The sequence below is a fragment of the Entomomonas sp. E2T0 genome (assembly GCF_025985425.1).
Taxonomy (GTDB): domain Bacteria; phylum Pseudomonadota; class Gammaproteobacteria; order Pseudomonadales; family Pseudomonadaceae; genus Entomomonas.
Genome location: NZ_CP094972.1, coordinates 649,930 through 665,875, shown reverse-complemented (window position 1 = coordinate 665,875; position 15,946 = coordinate 649,930). Strand labels below are relative to the sequence as shown.

The following is a 15,946-nucleotide window of genomic DNA, read 5'->3' as shown; positions in this document are numbered from 1 at the left end:
TCACTCTCAAATTAAATATTTAGCCAATTACGATTTGTTAAAAAGTACTCTGTTAACTCAGCCTCAGGTGTATTTGGCACAGGATGCCAATTGTATCCCCAACGAACTTCTGGAGGCAATGACATTAAAATAGATTCTGTACGACCACCAGATTGTAAGCCAAACAATGTGCCACGGTCATATACGAGATTAAACTCTACGTAGCGACCACGGCGAAAAGCTTGGAACTCTCTTTGTTGTTCGGTGAAAGGAGTATTTTTGCGACGTTTGATAATCGGAATATAAGCCTTAGTATAAGCATTACCAATGGCTTGGATAAAAGCAAAACAGGTTTCAAAGTCCCAATCATTTAAATCATCAAAAAATAAACCACCAATACCTCTTGGTTCCATACGATGTTTTAGATAAAAATATTCATCACACCATTTTTTAAAACGAGGATATGTTTCTTCACCAAAGGGTTTACAAGCATCGTAGGCAACTTGATGCCAATAAATACAGTCTTCTTCTACGGCATAATAGGGAGTTAGGTCAAAGCCACCACCAAACCACCAAACAGGCGCATGTCCTTCTTTTTCTGCTACAAATAACCTAACATTGGCATGGGAGGTAGGAATATGTGGATTTTCAGGGTGAATAACTAGTGAAACTCCCATTGCTTGGAAGTTTCTACCAGCTAACTCTGGACGATGTGCCGTAGCTGAGGGAGGGAGCCCTTGTCCATAGACATGAGAAAAGTTAACGCCTCCTTTTTCAATAATGGCACCATTACTAATAACTCGAGTACGTCCGCCACCACCTGTTGGACGATTCCAACTTTCTTCAATAAATGTTGCTTTACCATCTTCTACTTCTAAGGTTTGGCAAATGTTATCTTGTAATGATAGTAAATAGTTTTTTACTGCTTCAATAGGTAAAGTCATAGGGTAATCACATTTTTATAGCGGTTGTATGCACAGGCTTGCATATTCTTTATAGGGTTGGAGTATATCACTTATCTTGTTGGTAAAAACTTAGTAATCTGTATTAGATCGATAGAAAATAGTAATTTTGGGAATATAATCAGTAGAAAGAATCCTGAAATTGTTCTTTTAGTTGCTTTGCACAGCGAATAATATCTCTACGATTACCAGCGATTGCGCCTAGTTGTAGAGCCATTTCCCTTAATTCTATGGTTATATCATAGTGGGGATAGGATGCATCATAATGAAAGCCTCTGCGAGGAATTTCCAAACGTTTAGCAAAATGATGTAGTTCATCTAACGTATCCGCTACGAGATGACACCACAATTTACCCATATGGGGAACACGTACATTGTCTACATAGATAGCCATATAAATCAGCCAACATCAATTAATCACAAATTAAAAAAATTACTCTAATAAGTATATATAAGGGCATTTATTATATATTTAAACTTAAAACGATTATTTTGGCTATTGGTTTTATTTAGCCATAGCTTGTGCTTTGATTTCAGTTTTTTTGTACTATAGCTATTTTAATGCCATGGTAGTCATTGTTTCTTTAAAGAACCGTTGGCTATTTACTTGGGTAATCTCGTCAGCATTGTCTTTTAATTGCTGTTGAATATTCTCCATGATATTAGTTAAATTAAGATTATTAGTAGTCATAGTTATATTCCTCAACTTAGTTTATAAGTAGTTATAAGAGATTACAGAGTACACCTATATTGAGTTGGCGCTAATGAATCATTTAATCTTTAAAAGTTGTTTTATAAGTCCTATGAAATTGTTGGTTTGTTGAGTTTTTTGCTCGAACTTGGGTTGGGTGATTAATGATTCAATATTGATAGTAGACTCACTGATAGTTTCTGCTATAACTCTTGGGCTTTGAAGTTCTTGTTCTTCAGGCCAAAGTTTTTTTAGGGTAGTTAATACCTCATTTAATTGGCCATTAAGTAGTTGATCCAACTTTTCTATAGAGCTGCCATAGGCTTGATTAATGCGTTTGTTTATGGATTTTCTATCTAACACTTCTTTAAAAATTAGATGTTCAGCTAAACGGTTTAACCATTGGCGTTGAATAGGTGTCCAGTTATATAAACGATGTACTTTTTGTAAAGCTTGTTCAACTCTATTTTCAAAAGGAATTAAAGGTTCATCTATTGCAGCGTGACGAATATAACCTATTAAGCCTGCATCGATAATTTGGTGGTATTGGTTACGCCATGCAATTTGTAGGTTGGTTTCACTATAACCAGTTTTATCCAATAGTAACCTGATTTCTTTTAATTCAGTCTTGGTAATATTGTTAGGTTTAAGTAAAGTTTTATTAAGTGTTTTAGAGAGTTTTATTTGTTGTTGAATAAATGTTTTAAAACTGTCTAAGAAATCTTTTGGATTATTATATTGACCATATAGTTGGCTACGATTAATGAGCTTATCTGCATGTTCAGAAATAATCTGATAGTGATTGCCTGCTAGTAATTGTTTAATTTCTCGTAATTCTTTTAAAAAACTTTTACGTGTCTTAAAAAAATCAGCTGCTTTTTTGGCACCTATTTGTTGTAAGTAGTTATTTAATTTATAAGGTGTAATACCCCATATAGTGCTTGTTTCATCTAGTTTTTCTTTAATAACTTTATCATGTTCCGCTTGATAATTTGCTCTACGCAGAATACGCATGATTTTTTGACATATTTGATCAAGCAGTAGATCAGCCTGTGTTTTATTAGGTAGATTGCTTGTAGTGTTTAGGGCATCTTTTAAATATTTATTATCAGTAAATTGTTCTAGTAAACTAGTTAAAGGCGTATCAATTTTATGTAAGGGTTGCATGGTAACAACCTCTTGTAAAGACTGACAATTACCAATGGGATCATAAATTCGGAAAACAGTTTTACCAATTTCATCACAACGGCGATTAGCCCTGCCTAGCATTTGTTCAAATAAAATTCGAGATTTTACATGGCGTAAAAATACTAAATTACAGATTTGTGGAATATCTATACCTGTTGCTAATAAATCAACAGTAATAGCGATATTGGGGTATTGCTCTGTTTTATAAGCTGTAATTAGTTGTTCAGGGTTATAACTGCCAATAGTAATTTTGGCAACAGCAGTTTGGTCATATGACTCTTGGTAAAGTTTAGTAAATGCTTTATCAAGCAAATTTTTAACCATATCTGCATGTAAATCGGAAGCACAAAAGATAAGTGTCTTTTCTTTTCCAAAGGGATTTAATTCTTGAACGAGTTGTTCACAGATAATTTCATTAAAACTTTTGTTAATAACGAACCGATTAAAGTTTTCAATATCAAAATTAAGCTCATCCTCTAATTCTGCTGATTCAATATTACCTGTTTGAGCATTAATAATATTGATGTTATAGCCTTTATTAAAATGAATACCATGTTGTGTTAATTCTGTTTGATAAATAATAGGAGGCTCATAATCAATTAAGTAATCATCAGCTACTGCTTCACGATAAGAATAACTGTAAACAGGTTTTCCAAATATATCTGTAGTATGCTTTACTGGTGTAGCCGTTAAGCCAACTCTAACTGCATCAAAGTAGTTAATAAGCTGTTGATATTCTTCTATATATTGTTGAGAGTCCCTAGTCGCTAACTCCCCCTCTATCATTTCCTGTTCTAGCATATAACCACTATGTGCTTCATCAATAATAATACAATCAAAACTATCGATGGAAGGTGATGTATCAGAGGCAAAAATGCTTTTTACCATACTTTGTACAGTAGCTAATTGTAGATGATTACTTAAGTCATCAATGTGATTTGATAGTTCTGTTAAATTATAAAGTTTTGCTAAGGTTTGATATTGTTCATCGAGGGTTTTAGTAAGTATATCTTCTGTTTGTAAGCCCAGCGCAGCATGATCAACCAAGACTAAAATACGTTTAAATCGGTTGGTTTTTAAAAATCGATATATTAGGGCATTGATAACAACTGTTTTACCTGTTCCTGTAGCCATTGCAATCAAACAATTACGCTGATTATTTAAGATAGCCTTTTCTACCGCTTGAATAGCTGCTTGTTGATAACTTCGTAAATATAGTTGAGCAAAATTTTCTTGTTGTAAAGCTTGTTCAGCCGCACTTATGTCATGGGTTAGTTTAGTTAATAATCCTTGTGGTGTATGAAAGTGTTGTAATGCTTGGGCTAAGTTGTTGGTCTCACGTAAATCTCGAAACCAAGTACCAGATTTTTCTTCAAGTTGGCTATTGTAAGGGCGGCCATTACTGGAATAGACAAAGGGAATAATATAGGGAGTATTATCATGGCTAGTCCAAGGCCGATTACGTTGGGCTAATAACCAAGGTGCTTGCATTAGAGGTTCAATTTGAAACCCTTGAGCATAGGTTTCTGCTTGGCGTATTTTATCTGCAACATTAATGTTTTCACATTTAGCTTCTATAACAGCAATGGGAATCATGCCACAAAATAAAATATAGTCTGCATAGGCAGCATTGCCTTGATAAAAAATAGGATAACCAGCAATAGCTTTATTTTTATCCTGTTCAGGACGAGCGCCATTATCCCATGTTAATTCTAAACTATCTGCTTGCCAGCCAGCTTCAGTAAGTTGTTGGTCAATTATTAAACGTGCTAATTCTTCTGTTAAAAAAACTTGTTGATTTGCTTCTTTGATTTGCTCACTAATAATTTGTTGTTGTTTTACAGTTTGTTGAGGTTTTTTTTTGTTTTGCTCAACAAGTTCTATTTGTAGTAATCGAATGTGTGTTTCAAAGGATTCTTGTTGTTTCTGTAAAGCTTCTTCTTGTTGTTTAACTTGTTCTGCTAGTGTACGAGCTTCTTTATCCATTTGCTCTGCTAATACAGCATATTCTTGCTTTTCTTTTTTTAATAAGTTTAGTAATTGCTGGTTATCTTCAAATTTTTCATTGCTTGCTCGTAGCTGATTAATTTGATTTTGTAATTCACGTAGTTTTTGGCTAGGGTCTGGTGGAGTGATAAAACTTCCAGGATTAAATTTACTACCCTCTTTACCAAAAGATTGATGATACCAAACAGCTAGGCTACGCGCCATTTTTAAACCATTAATGGCCTCTCTGTGTTCGGTTTTAAATTCGTGAGTAGCTTTATTGCCTTCAACTCGTATGGTATGAAAAAGATTACGTATAGTAGGGTCTAATCTTAATTCTCGATCAATTTGATGAATAAGATCGACTTGGGGGGTTGTATCATCAAAGTAAATACCACATCTAGTGGCAATATCTTTAGCAAATGCCTCACCTAATTGGCGCAATTTAATTAGAGTAGTATTTGGATCACTAGCAAATACTTGCTCAGCAGTATGGGTTAACTCGAAGAATATAGGATCATGTTCTTTTAGAAAGTCAAAATTGCTAGTAAAGAGTCTCATTTTTTTACTTAAGAATGGCTACTCAATATTTTGTACTTGTTCACGCATTTGTTCTATAAGTACTTTTATATTTACAGCTGTTTGTGTGGTCCGTGTATCGTATGCTTTTGAACCTAATGTGTTGGCTTCACGATTAAGTTCTTGCATTAAGAAGTCTAAACGACGGCCGCAGGGTTCTTTACTATTAAAGGTATGGCGTACTTCGGTTAAATGGGTTTGTAGGCGGTCTAATTCTTCAGCCACATCTGATTTTTGAGCAAGCAATACAAGTTCTTGCTCCAAACGTTGATTATCAATTTCTACTTGTAGCTCTTGGCAGCGTGTTAATATTTTTTGGCGCTGATTATCTAACATTTCTGGGATAAGTGGGCGTAGTTTATTAACTTCATTATCAATACTGACTAAACGATCATCTAATAATTGCTGTAGTTCCTGTCCTTCTCTTGCTCTATTCTCTTTCAAATTTTTGAGTGTGTCAGAAAATAGTTCAATAGCTTGTTGTTGTAATAGTTCATGATTAGCTTGTTCATTGATCAATACGCCAGGCCAAGATAATACTGTAAAAGGATTTATTGGCGTGGGATTAATAGTTAACTCAGAGATTTGTTCTGCCGCTTGAACAAGTTGTTTAGCACGTTCTGAATCTATTTGTAGAGGATTATTTTGAGCATTAGGGGAGAAAGTAAATGTACATTCTACTTTACCACGAGAGATTTCTTTTTTTAGGATATCCCTTAATTGCCATTCAAGCACTCGAAAAGTTTCAGGTAATTTGAAGCTATGCTCCAAATAACGATGATTAACAGAGCGTATTTCCCAGCATAAAACCCCTTCATTAATAGATAATTCATGGCGTGCAAATGCGGTCATACTCTGTAACATGGCTGAGTTCTCCATTATTTTGATGTTATAAAGGGTATATTAAATCACCTTTTAGCTAAGCTTGCTATGTTAAAGTGTCCATAACTAAAACGTAGATGATAAGGAGTATCCCCAAAATCTGTACCTCTAGCTACAATAATATTTTGTTGTAACAACTCATCTAATAAATTATTAAAGTCATAGGTATTTTTTTGTAGGCAATGAGTGTAAAGATGAAAACCGCCTAATGGTGGTTGAAAAGTTAATTTATGTTGATAGTTTTCTTTAAGCCATTGTATTAATTGTTGGGATCTTTTAGTTAATGCAGTTTGTAAGTATTGTTGATGCGTACTGCTATGTTCTGTTAAGTAGTGTTCAGCAAGTAGTTGTGGTAGAACACTAAGTCCAGCATCTAGCTGTTGCCGTATATCAGCTAGTTTATTAACGATAGCTTTGGGGGCAATCATCCATCCTGCTCGAATATTTTTGCCAATATATTTAGAAAGTGAACCAATATAAATTACTTGCTGGTGTTTATCTAATTTTTTTAAAGGAGAAGTATCTAGCTGTGAATTAAAGGGCAAGGCACTATAAGCATCATCTTCAACAATAGGAATACGTTTTTTATAGCAGTAGTTAAGTAATTGTTTTTTGCGATGCTCAGTCATCACAAAGCCAGTAGGGTTTTGAAAAATGGGGTTAAGAAAAATCATTTTTATAGACTGCTGATTAAGTAGTTTTTCTAAACCGTCTAATGTTATACCTTGTTGGTCTGTTGGAATGGCATAAATACGTAAACCTGCTGCTTGAAATAGTGGTAATGAATAAAAGTAAGAGGGAGCTTCAATACCAATAGCATCACCTGGTTTTAGCAAGCCTTGAGTAATAAGAAAGATAGCTTGTTGAGCTCCAGAGGTAATCAATATTTGCTCAGTTGCCACAGTCATTTTAAAACGTTGTTGTAAATAGTTTTGGACAGCTTGCCGAAAAGAAATTAAACCTAAATGGGAGGCTTCTGTACCTTGCTCATGGGTTAGTAATTCTTGCCATGAAAACTCTGGTAAAGAAAGAGTAGGTAGTAAATCTGTAGGTAAGTCACCATTGGCTAAGTCTAATATAGGTTGTTGATGGCTGTGTGCTTTTTGCCGTAACTGGTTAGCTTGTAGGTAGTATGAGTCTTGTCTTTTTTTAGAAAGAATTTCTGGTGTAGCCTGCCAATTAATTAAAGGATAACTTTGTAACCCCCATTTTTGCTCATTTACATAGGTTCCACTACCTAGTTTACGAATAAGGATTCCTCTATCAGTGAGCTCATCCAAAGCATGGATAATAGTTGAGCGATTGACTTTCAGTAAGGTGCTTAATTGTCGTTCAGAAGGTAACCGTTCCCCTGCTTGTAATTGTCCATTCTCAATAGCTTGTTCAATATGGTTAACAATCTGTTTGTAAAGGGGTTGTTTATTTGCTGGATTACTGGTTAATGCCCACATAGGCTCACTCGATCAATAGAAATTGCTAAAGATATTATAGTTAAATTGGATGGTATAAATATAGTCCAATTGGATGTTTTTTATTTTATGGAAAGGATTATTCTTAACACTCTAAAAAATTAGTTAAATAACAGGAGTGCTTAGAGTGACAACTAAAATTGTAGGTTCAGAAACAGTTAAACGTGGTATGGCGCAAATGCAAAAAGGCGGTGTAATCATGGATGTGATTAATGCTGAGCAAGCAAAAATTGCTGAAGCAGCAGGTGCTGTAGCTGTAATGGCATTGGAGCGCGTACCTTCGGATATCCGTGCTGCTGGCGGTGTGGCGAGAATGGCTGATCCTACTATTGTAGAAGAAGTAATGAATGCAGTGACCATTCCTGTAATGGCTAAAGCACGAATTGGACATATTAGTGAAGCTCGTATTTTAGAAGCTATGGGTGTTGACTATATTGATGAAAGTGAAGTGTTAACGCCGGCAGATGAACAATATCACTTATTAAAAAGTGAATATACTGTGCCGTTTGTATGCGGTTGCCGTGATTTAGGAGAAGCCTTACGTCGTATAGGTGAAGGAGCTTCTATGCTACGTACTAAAGGCGAGCCAGGGACTGGCAATATTGTTGAAGCGGTGCGTCATATTCGTAAAGTGAACGAGCAAATTCGTATTTTAGCAAGCAAATGTGATGATGAATTGATGACCTTTGCTAAAGATATAGGCGCACCTTATGAGCTAGTAAAAGAAGTAAAAAAACTAGGTAAATTACCTGTTGTTAACTTTGCGGCTGGTGGTGTGGCTACTCCAGCGGATGCAGCGTTAATGATGAGTTTAGGTGCAGATGGTGTGTTTGTAGGCTCTGGTATTTTTAAATCAGATAATCCAGAGAAGTTTGCTAAAGCTATTGTGCAAGCCACTACCAATTATCAAGACTATAAACTATTAGCTGAACTCTCTAAAGGTTTAGGTACACCAATGAAAGGTATTGAGATCTCTAGATTGTCTGATGCAGAACGGATGCAAGATAGAGGCTGGTAGTATGAAAACCATTGGTGTTTTAGCGTTACAAGGTGCAATCGCTGAACACTTGCAAATGCTTGAGCGATTGCAAGTAAAAGGTGTACCTGTTAAGCATGTTGATGATTTAGAAGATATTGATGGTTTGATTATTCCTGGTGGAGAATCTACGGTAATTAGTCGTCTAATTCAGCAACATGGTTTATATGAAAAAATTAAGCAGTTTGCAAAAAAACATCCTGTGATGGGGACGTGTGCTGGGCTAATTTTATGTGGGAAAAATATCGTTAATTCAGATGGTAAGGTTATGCCATTAGGGTTAATAGATATTACTGTGGAGCGTAATGGCTTTGGCAGACAAGTCGATAGTTTTGAAGCAGTCTTATCTGTTAAAGGTATCGCTGAAACAATTCCTGCAGTATTTATCCGAGCACCTTTTATTCAGTCGGTTGGTGATGGTGTGAAAGTGCTTGCTACAATTGAAGATAAGATTGTAATGGCAGAGCAAGATAACATCTTGGTGATGGCTTTTCATCCTGAATTAACCAATGATGCTCAAATATTTGAGTATTTTATTAAGAAAATTAATTAACAGTTTTTAAGGCTGCTTTGGCAGCCTTCTTTTTAAAGTTTAAAACCAACATTAACCATCATTGCATTAAAGCCTAATAATATAACTTCTGTACTAAGTCTATCTACTTGAACTCCAACAGAAGGAATAATAGCAGGCGCTATGCCTAAGCCATTCATTGGTATCTTATGTTGATATTTACCATGATAACCATGAATTAAACCACCTGATATGCGAGCATAAAAAGGGGTGTCTTCTAGTTCAAAACGTTTCCCTGCATAGGCATAGACTGAGCGTTGTCGAAAAGAGTTACGAAAAGTAGCCCCTCCAAAGAACCAACCAGAAGAAAGGTTATAGTCAATACCTATCAATTCTTGGTGGTTGTTATGCTCAGGATTTGGGTGAAAATGTTTAGTATAGACGCTGGTTTGAAATTGCCAAAAGTCCTTGCGCTCATTTTCTGCAAAACTTGTTTGTACAGTGAGTACTAAAATTAACAATAATATTGGCCGTAAACTTAACATTAAACAAAACTACCTTTCTATAAACTACCAATTAAGTTTATGTTGAAACCTATAAAATAACCTTAACCGATTATGACAGGCTGTAAATATATATAACTAAACTGTTTAAAATTGTTTAAAAAACATTTTTAAGAAATTTTCATATTGTCATAAAAATGACACATGAGGTTTCTATACTCTATTTAAGTGAATCGATAAATAGGTACTTAAATGAGTTTATGGAAATCAATAGTTATAACGGGTCTAGGGTTGGCGTTTTCTGTACAAGCATTAGCGGAAAAGAGTCAATTAACTGTCTATACTGCATTAGAGACAGATCAAATTAAGGCATATCAACGGGCTTTTAATAAGGCTCATCCAGAAATTCAATTACGAATAGTGCGTGACTCAACAGGTGTTATTGTTTCTAAACTATTGGCTGAAAAAAATAATCCTAAAGCTGATGTGGTTTGGGGGGTAGCGATTACTGGTTTGGGGGTATTGAAGCAACAAGGAATGTTAGAGGCTTATGCCCCCTCTAATTTCTCTAATATTAAGGCTGCTTATCGTGATAGTGAGAATCCACCTTATTGGTGGGGGCTTGATGTTACAGGAGCTGTTCTTTGTTTCAATACAGCAGAAGCTGAAAAAAGAAAGATTCCTAAACCTGAAAGCTGGCAAGACTTATTAAAACCAGTTTATCAAGGACAGATTGTAATGCCTGATCCTACCTCATCAGGTACTGGTTATTTTGATGTGGTTAGTTGGTTGCAGATATGGGGAGATGAGCAAGGTAAAGGTAGTGGTTGGCAGTTTATGGATGGATTGCACAAGAATATGGCACAGTATACCCATTCTGGTTCTAAACCTTGCAATATGGCCGCAACGGGTGAGTATGTAATAGGCATCTCTTTTGAGTATCGTGGCCATACTAATAAAGCAAAAGGTGCGCCTATTGATTTAGTTTTTCCTAAAGAAGGATTAGGTTGGGATGTTGAAGCTTTTGCCATCCACAAAGGAACAAAGAATTTAGCCGCAGCAAAAACGTTAGCAGATTGGGCTTCAAGTACAGATGCAATGAAGCTATATGGTAAAAGCTTTGCAATTACGGGACAGCCTAATGTTGCTCCTAAGTTAGCTAATATTCCTGATGATTATGAACAGCGTTTAATTAAGATGGATTTTGATTATGCAGCTAAGCAGCGTGATGTGATTTTAAAAGAGTGGAGTTCACGTTATGCCAATAAATCAGAGCCTAAGTAGTAGTGATTTTAAGGAAATGCTATTAATGAGTAATACCTATTTACGGTTAGATCATATCTGTAAGCAGTTTGGCAAGTTTATTGCTCTTAATGATATTAATCTTACTATTAAACAAGGTGAACTAATATGTTTTTTAGGCCCTTCAGGTTGTGGAAAAACTACTCTATTAAGGATCATTGCAGGTTTGGAGCGACAATCATCAGGGACGATTCTCCAACAAGGAAAAGACATAAGTTATTTACCACCAGCAGAACGTGATTACGGTATTGTATTTCAATCTTATGCACTATTTCCTAATTTAACTATTGCAGAAAATATTGCTTATGGTTTAGTTAATCGTAAACAGACAAAAACAGCTATTAAACAACGGGTGGACGAGCTATTAGTTTTGATAGGTTTACCTGATAGTGGTAATAAATACCCTGCTCAAATGTCAGGTGGTCAACAACAAAGAATTGCATTGGCTAGAGCGTTAGCAACTGCGCCCAATTTATTGTTGTTAGATGAACCATTATCTGCTTTAGATGCCACGGTACGAGTGCATTTACGCAATGAAATTTGTAGTCTACAAAAACAATTAGGCTTAACTACTATTATGGTAACCCATGATCAGGAAGAAGCTTTATCTATTGCGGATCGAGTAGTGGTGATGAACCATGGTGTTATTGAACAAGTCGATACACCATTAGAAGTTTATAGTCATCCAGTGTCTCCTTTTGTAGCTAATTTTGTAGGGAAAATAAACTGTCTAGATGCTATTGCTGAGGGAAATCAATGGTTTCGTTGTGGGGATTTACGCTTAAAGTGTGAACAACCACATCATACAGCATTTACTCAGGGGGATAAGGTTAAACTCTATTTACGTCCTGAAGATAGAGTAGTTGAACAATTACCTGCTAATGATACAAACAACTGTACAGGTATTATAAAAAATATCGAATTTCTTGGGGGGAAATGTTTAGCTGAATTGCAGGTTGATCGTTTAGCTAATCAATCACTACAACTGCAATTTTCATTAAATCAAATGTATGACCTTAATGTACAGCAAGGGGCTAATTTACAGTTTGCTATACGTCCTGAGCGCGTTAATGTTTTTCCAGTGAAAGAGTTATGATGCAGACAGAGTTATTGATAGCAAGTAAGCAACCAATTAATAGTTATTGGCTAAAGAGTGTAAAAGGTAATCAGTGGTTAATTTTATCGGTGCTACTGATAATCTTATTCTTGTTATTAATATTTTTAGCTGCACCGCTTGTGGCAATTATAGGGCAGATTTATACAGAAGATCGTATAAATAGTTCAGGTTGGGTAGCTATTGTTAGCTACCTTAGCTCACTTAGTTTATTAAGAAGTTTAGGCAATAGTTTATTTGTATCCACATTAGTGACATTAATTGTTATTCCATTAGCATTTACTTTTGCTTATGCCTTAACAAGAAGTTGTATGCGCTTTAAGGGAATAATGCGTAGTATTACATTACTACCTCTATTGGCTCCCTCGTTGTTAGCCGCTATTTCATTAATATATTGGTTTGGTAATCAGGGAATTGCTAAATCATTCTGGCAATTATTAGGTTTTGAAAGCATTTATGGTGCGTCAGGTATTGTACTTGCTGAGTGTTTTGCTATTTTCCCCCATGTGTTGATGATTCTAGTCACTTCTTTATCCCTTGCTGATGGACGTCTATATGAAGCAGCGGACGCGATGGGAACATCAACACTTCGTAAGTTTTTTACAGTGACATTACCCAGCGCTAAATATGGAGTTATTTCTGCCTCATTAGTATCTTTTACTTTAGTGATGACAGATTTTGGTGTACCTAAAATTGTTGGTGGTGATTTTGATGTATTGGCTACTGATATTTTTCGTTTAATCATTGGTCAGCAGGATTTTCAGCAAGGAGCAGTGGTTGCTTTATTATTGTTATTACCTGCGTTGTTAACCTTTGTCGTGGATTATTTTATTAGGCGTAAACAAACTGCCTCACTGAGTGCGCGAGCGGTAACGTTGGTAGTAAAGCCTAAGCGTAGTTTTGATATAGCAATGTCGATATATTGTGTAGTGATTTGTAGCTTGGTGTTAGCCATGTTCTTTATGGCAGTATATGCATCTTTTGTTAGTTTTTGGCCATATAACCTTAATTTAAGTTTATTAAATTATCAGTCTGCATTAATAGATTCTGAATTAGGGGGAGCAATTATCAATAGCTTAATCTTGGCATTGGGAACCACTATCATTGGTACTACATTGGTTTTCTTGGGCGCTTATATGCTTGAGAAGACTAAGGGCTTTGATGCTTTAAGACCATTGATTCGTTTGTTAGTGATGTTACCTATGGCTGTACCAGGTTTAGTATTGGGCTTGGGCTATATCTTCTTTTTTAATGCACCTAGCAATCCCTTAAATGGTTTATACCAAACCATGATTTTACTGATTATGTGTACAGTTATCCATTTTTATACGACTAGTCATATGACAATGGTTACTGCATTAAAGGCTATTGATTGGGAATTTGAAGCAGTATCTGCTTCACTCAAAGTTCCTTTTTATAAAACTATGTGGCGGGTAACCTTGCCAATTTGTCTGCCTAGTTTGCTGGATATTTCCCGTTACTTTTTTATCAACGCAATGACAACTATTTCTGCGGTTATCTTCTTGTATTCACCAGAAACCCAATTAGCTTCTGTAGCTATTTTGAATTTAGATGATGCGGGTGATATGGGTGGCGCTACAGCTATGGCAGTGATGATTACAGTTATTTCAATTGTAGTAACAGGTGCTTATCTGTTGCTAGGAAAGTTTGTTAATAAACGAACTCAACGTTGGCGTAATAGCTAACATTCATAATAAGTATTTTTTGGAAATAAGATGGATAGAGATAATATTCTTTTAACCCCTGGTCCTTTGACTACGACATTACGTACTAAACTAGCGATGTTGAAGGATTGGGGATCGTGGGATGCAGATTTTAATACTATAACTGCTAAGTTACGCCAACAATTATTAGACGTTATTGATGGTCAACAAGATTATGTGGTTGTTCCATTACAAGGTAGTGGTACATTTTCTGTGGAAGCTGCTATTGCTACAGTAGTCCCTAAAAAAGGACATCTTTTAGTACTGGATAATGGTGCATACTGTAAGCGTATGGCTAAATTAGCCACAATGATGGGGCGTCAGACTACTGTCTTAACTCAATCAGAAAGTGAGCCTATAAGTGTTAAAGCTGTTGAAGAAGCAGTTGTTGCAGATCCTAGTATTACCCATATTGGTTTAATTCATTGCGAAACAGGAACAGGGATTGCTAACCCTTTAGTGGCAGTGAGCGATCTTTGTCAACGGTTAGGACTTGGTCTAATAGTTGATGCAATGAGCTCTTTTGGTGCTTTACCAATTAGTGCTAATGAAATTGTATTTGATGCCCTTATTTCTGCTAGTGGTAAATGTTTAGAGGGTGTGCCAGGGATGGGTTTTGTATTTATTCGCAAAGCTATATTGGATAGCTGTGAAGGAAATAGTCATTCATTGGCAATGGATTTGTACGATCAGTACATTTATATGGAGCGTACAGGGCAATGGCGTTTTACTCCACCTACTCATGTAGTGGCTGCTTTAGCAGAAGCTATGGAACAATTTATAGAAGAAGGTGGGCAAACTGTAAGATTAGTGCGTTATAACAATAATTGCCAAGTGTTATTAAAGGGGTTAGGTCAGTTAGGGTTTAAACCTTTCTTAAAACCAGAATATATTTCACCCATCATTATCACTTTTTTAGCACCACAAGATAATCACTATGATTTTAAACAGTTTTATGCTCACGTAAAAGCAGCAGGATTTATGTTATATCCTGGTAAGTTAACAGCTATTGAAACATTTCGTGTGGGTTGTATAGGTGCCATTGGTGAGAAAGAAATGCATCAGGTTATTAGTGCCATGAATTTTTGTATGCAACAGATGAATATTCAAATTAACTAGCTACTTTTGAAGAATAAGAGATTAAACGATGAATCAACCTCAACACCAGTTAACAGCCGTTGTTTTTGATTGGGCTGGTACAGTAATTGACTTCGGCTCTTGTGCGCCAATGGGTGCTTTTGTAAAGCTGTTCGAAAAATTCAATGTCCAATTATCCATAGAGCAAGCACGCGGTCCTATGGGTATGGCAAAGTTAGATCATATTAAAGCGTTGTTAGCTATTCCAGAGATTAACCAGCAATGGTTACAACAATATGGAGCTAGACCAACAAATGCAGATGCAGAGCATTTGTATGAGGTATTTACTCCTATGAATGCAGAGGTAGTAGAAGATTTTTCTGATTTTGTTCCAGGAACTATCGAGCTTATCAATACCTTACGTTACAGGGGCATTAAAATTGGTTCTACTACAGGTTATAACAGACCTATTATGGAAAAGTTGTTACCTATTGCTGTAAAAGCTGGTTATAGCCCAGATAATTTAGTCTGTGCAGGTGATCTAGCTGCAGGTAGGCCATCCCCATTAATGATGTATCAAACATTCGCTGATTTGGGGGTATGGCCTCCTTATACAGTGGTTAAAGTAGATGATACAGGAGTTGGTATAGAAGAGGGATTAAATGCAGGTACATGGACAGTTGCTGTGTCTATCAGTGGCAATGAAGTAGGGCTTAGTTTAGAAGAATGGCAAGCGTTAGATCTAATAGAACAAGATAAATTACGTCAGCAAGCCACTGCAAAAATGCAAGCTACAGGTGCTCATTATGTTATTGATACAGTAGCTGATTTATTACCCGTATTAACTGATATTGAAAATAGGTTAAGGTCGGGTGAAAGGCCTTAATGGTATAAACTAAAAAGCCAATGTAAATTACATTGGCTTTTTAATACAGATGAGTAT

At 35.9% G+C, this 15,946-nt stretch carries 14 protein-coding genes; 7 read left to right on the top strand and 7 right to left on the bottom strand.

Annotated features, from left to right (window positions below; genetic code table 11):
* Positions 1-11: 11 nt before the first annotated feature.
* From hemF to MTZ49_RS03170, 6 genes are all read right to left on the bottom strand, one after another.
* Entirely contained in the window at positions 12-923 is a 912-nt protein-coding gene (gene hemF / locus MTZ49_RS03195; protein ID WP_264746953.1) for an oxygen-dependent coproporphyrinogen oxidase, read from the bottom strand.
* Positions 924-1,062: 139 nt separating this feature from the next.
* Complete coding sequence (locus tag MTZ49_RS03190; RefSeq protein ID WP_264746952.1) at positions 1,063-1,335, bottom strand: DUF4031 domain-containing protein; 273 nt, start codon at positions 1,333-1,335, stop codon at positions 1,063-1,065.
* A gap of 159 nt (positions 1,336-1,494) precedes the next feature.
* Entirely contained in the window at positions 1,495-1,632 is a 138-nt protein-coding gene (locus MTZ49_RS03185) for a hypothetical protein (RefSeq protein ID WP_264746951.1), read from the bottom strand.
* A 78-nt stretch (positions 1,633-1,710) separates the two neighbouring features.
* Positions 1,711-5,367, bottom strand: coding sequence for a type I restriction-modification system endonuclease (gene hsdR, locus MTZ49_RS03180; RefSeq protein WP_264746950.1), 3,657 nt, complete (start codon positions 5,365-5,367; stop codon positions 1,711-1,713).
* A gap of 18 nt (positions 5,368-5,385) precedes the next feature.
* Complete coding sequence (locus MTZ49_RS03175) at positions 5,386-6,249, bottom strand: YicC/YloC family endoribonuclease (RefSeq protein WP_264746949.1); 864 nt, start codon at positions 6,247-6,249, stop codon at positions 5,386-5,388.
* A 44-nt stretch (positions 6,250-6,293) separates the two neighbouring features.
* Entirely contained in the window at positions 6,294-7,718 is a 1,425-nt protein-coding gene (locus MTZ49_RS03170) for a PLP-dependent aminotransferase family protein (RefSeq protein WP_264746948.1), read from the bottom strand.
* Positions 7,719-7,875: 157 nt separating this feature from the next.
* On the opposite strand from MTZ49_RS03170, the gene pdxS reads away from it, so the two are divergent.
* Positions 7,876-8,754, top strand: a complete 879-nt coding sequence (gene pdxS, locus MTZ49_RS03165; RefSeq protein ID WP_319804751.1) for a pyridoxal 5'-phosphate synthase lyase subunit PdxS — start codon at positions 7,876-7,878, stop codon at positions 8,752-8,754.
* Position 8,755: 1 nt separating this feature from the next.
* The gene (pdxT, locus tag MTZ49_RS03160) at positions 8,756-9,325 is read left to right on the top strand and encodes a pyridoxal 5'-phosphate synthase glutaminase subunit PdxT (protein ID WP_264746946.1); all 570 of its coding nucleotides are present in this window, start codon (positions 8,756-8,758) and stop codon (positions 9,323-9,325) included.
* Positions 9,326-9,357: 32 nt separating this feature from the next.
* On the opposite strand, the gene MTZ49_RS03155 is transcribed toward pdxT, so the two are convergent.
* On the bottom strand, positions 9,358-9,828 hold the full coding sequence (locus MTZ49_RS03155) for a sn-glycerol-3-phosphate transporter (RefSeq protein ID WP_264746945.1): 471 nt from the start codon (positions 9,826-9,828) through the stop codon (positions 9,358-9,360).
* Positions 9,829-10,038: 210 nt separating this feature from the next.
* Here MTZ49_RS03155 and MTZ49_RS03150 point away from each other — a divergent pair, with 210 nt between their 5' ends.
* From MTZ49_RS03150 to phnX, 5 genes are read left to right on the top strand one after another with little or no spacing between them, the layout of a single operon-like run.
* Positions 10,039-11,070, top strand: a complete 1,032-nt coding sequence (locus MTZ49_RS03150) for a putative 2-aminoethylphosphonate ABC transporter substrate-binding protein (protein WP_264746944.1) — start codon at positions 10,039-10,041, stop codon at positions 11,068-11,070.
* Positions 11,045-12,184 carry a putative 2-aminoethylphosphonate ABC transporter ATP-binding protein gene (locus tag MTZ49_RS03145; protein ID WP_264746943.1) on the top strand — a complete coding sequence of 380 codons (1,140 nt, stop codon included), beginning with the start codon at positions 11,045-11,047 and terminating at the stop codon, positions 12,182-12,184. The genes MTZ49_RS03150 and MTZ49_RS03145 overlap by 26 nt, the downstream gene beginning before the upstream one ends.
* Positions 12,181-13,908: a putative 2-aminoethylphosphonate ABC transporter permease subunit gene (locus tag MTZ49_RS03140; protein ID WP_264746942.1), complete on the top strand. Its 1,728-nt coding sequence runs from the start codon at positions 12,181-12,183 to the stop codon at positions 13,906-13,908. The genes MTZ49_RS03145 and MTZ49_RS03140 overlap by 4 nt, the downstream gene beginning before the upstream one ends.
* Positions 13,909-13,938: 30 nt before the next feature.
* Positions 13,939-15,045 (top strand): 2-aminoethylphosphonate--pyruvate transaminase, encoded by a 1,107-nt coding sequence (locus MTZ49_RS03135; RefSeq protein WP_264746941.1) that lies wholly within the window; start codon positions 13,939-13,941, stop codon positions 15,043-15,045.
* 28 nt (positions 15,046-15,073) lie between these two features.
* On the top strand, positions 15,074-15,889 hold the full coding sequence (phnX, locus tag MTZ49_RS03130; protein WP_264746940.1) for a phosphonoacetaldehyde hydrolase: 816 nt from the start codon (positions 15,074-15,076) through the stop codon (positions 15,887-15,889).
* Positions 15,890-15,946 lie beyond the last annotated feature (57 nt).